The sequence below is a fragment of the Acinetobacter sp. YH01021 genome (genome assembly GCF_013420255.1).
Lineage (GTDB): Bacteria > Pseudomonadota > Gammaproteobacteria > Pseudomonadales > Moraxellaceae > Acinetobacter.
Genome location: NZ_VOYO01000065.1, coordinates 1 through 1858, shown reverse-complemented (window position 1 = coordinate 1858; position 1858 = coordinate 1). Strand labels below are relative to the sequence as shown.

Genomic DNA, 1858 nt, shown 5'->3' with positions numbered 1-1858 from the left:
TAGACAAAATGACACCAAATGAGTTTTACTATGATCAGCTACCCCAACAAAACAAGGTGGCTTAACTAGAGCGGAATATCACTTATAAATACGCTTTTAGTTGTTCAAACAAGTGGGACCACCTCTATATCTCGATAGGTATAGTAGAGTGATATCTCGATAGGTATAGTGTTTTGCAGTTTAGAGGAGATATCGCGATGCATACGCGGAAGGCAATAACGGAGGCGCTTCAAAAACTCGGAGTCCAAACCGGTGACCTCTTGATGGTGCATGCCTCACTTAAAGCGATTGGTCCGGTCGAAGGAGGAGCGGAGACGGTCGTTGCCGCGTTACGCTCCGCGGTTGGGCCGACTGGCACTGTGATGGGATACGCGTCGTGGGACCGATCACCCTACGAGGAGACTCTGAATGGCGCTCGGCTGGATGACGAAGCCCGCCGTACCTGGCTGCCGTTCGATCCCGCAACAGCCGGGACTTACCGTGGGTTCGGCCTGCTGAATCAATTTCTGGTTCAAGCCCCCGGCGCGCGGCGCAGCGCGCACCCCGATGCATCGATGGTCGCGGTTGGTCCGCTGGCTGAAACGCTGACGGAGCCTCACGAACTCGGTCACGCCTTGGGGGAAGGATCGCCCGTCGAGCGGTTCGTTCGCCTTGGCGGGAAGGCCCTGCTGTTGGGTGCGCCGCTAAACTCCGTTACCGCATTGCACTACGCCGAGGCGGTTGCCGATATCCCCAACAAACGGTGGGTGACGTATGAGATGCCGATGCTTGGAAGAGACGGTGAAGTCGCCTGGAAAACGGCATCGGATTACGATTCAAACGGCATTCTCGATTGCTTTGCTATCGAAGGAAAGCCGGATGCGGTTGAAACTATAGCAAATGCTTACGTGAAGCTCGGTCGCCATCGAGAAGGTGTCGTGGGCTTTGCTCAGTGCTACCTGTTCGACGCGCAGGACATCGTGACGTTCGGCGTCACCTATCTTGAGAAGCATTTCGGAACCACTCCGATCGTGCCTCCGCACGAGGCCGTCGAGCGCTCTTGCGAGCCTTCAGGTTAGAGGCCGTCGACAATGATAATCTGGATCAACGGACCTTTCGGCGCCGGAAAGACGACGCTCGCTAAGCGGCTGCGCGATCGGCGTTCCAAATCGCTGATCTTTGACCCCGAGGAAATCGGGTTCGTGGTGAAAGAAACGGTCCCCATGCCAGCGAGCGGAGACTATCAGGATCTCCCCTTGTGGAGGGGACTTACGATCGCGGCGGTCAGGGAGATTCGAAGGAATTACTCGCAGGACATCATCATCCCAATGACGCTCGTGCACCCGGACTATCTGACTGAGATACTCGACGGGGTAAGGCGGATCGACGATCAGCTGCTGCACATCTTTCTGACGCTCAACGAGGACCTATTGCGTCACCGGATCGCGAACCAGACCATGCATCCTGACCCGAATCGAAATGCGGAGATTCGAGAGTGGCGATTAGCGAATGTCGCCCGATGCTTGGCCGCAAGGGAACGGCTTCCATGCACAACCCGTGTTCTCGATAGTGGTGCACACACCAGCGATGAACTCGCAGCGATGGTGCTCGACGGAATCGATGGGCGCACCTGATCGCCTTCGACGCCTGCGCAAAGCGTAGCGCGAGGGTGGCGGGCTCACGACCAAACGCCCAGAGGTCGATCATCGCAGGGATGTTTGGCTTTGTGGTGCGGACGACGGGACTCGAACCGGCACTGTTGCAAATAGTCGGTGGTGATAAACTTATCATCCCCTTTTGCTGATGGAGCTGCACATGAACCCATTCAAAGGCCGGCATTTTCAGCGTGACATCATTCTGTGGGCCGTACGCTGGTACT

The 1858-nt window shown here is 56.4% G+C and carries 2 protein-coding genes; both read left to right on the top strand.

Going from position 1 to position 1858, the window contains the following annotated elements; genetic code table 11:
* The first annotated feature begins 197 nt into the window (after nucleotides 1–197).
* Nucleotides 198–1058 (top strand): aminoglycoside N-acetyltransferase AAC(3)-IId, encoded by an 861-nt coding sequence (gene aac(3)-IId, locus FTT86_RS15800; RefSeq protein ID WP_000557454.1) that lies wholly within the window; start codon nucleotides 198–200, stop codon nucleotides 1056–1058.
* A 12-nt stretch (nucleotides 1059–1070) separates the two neighbouring features.
* Nucleotides 1071–1613, top strand: coding sequence for an AAA family ATPase (locus FTT86_RS15795; protein ID WP_000587837.1), 543 nt, complete (start codon nucleotides 1071–1073; stop codon nucleotides 1611–1613).
* Nucleotides 1614–1858: the final 245 nt, after the last annotated feature.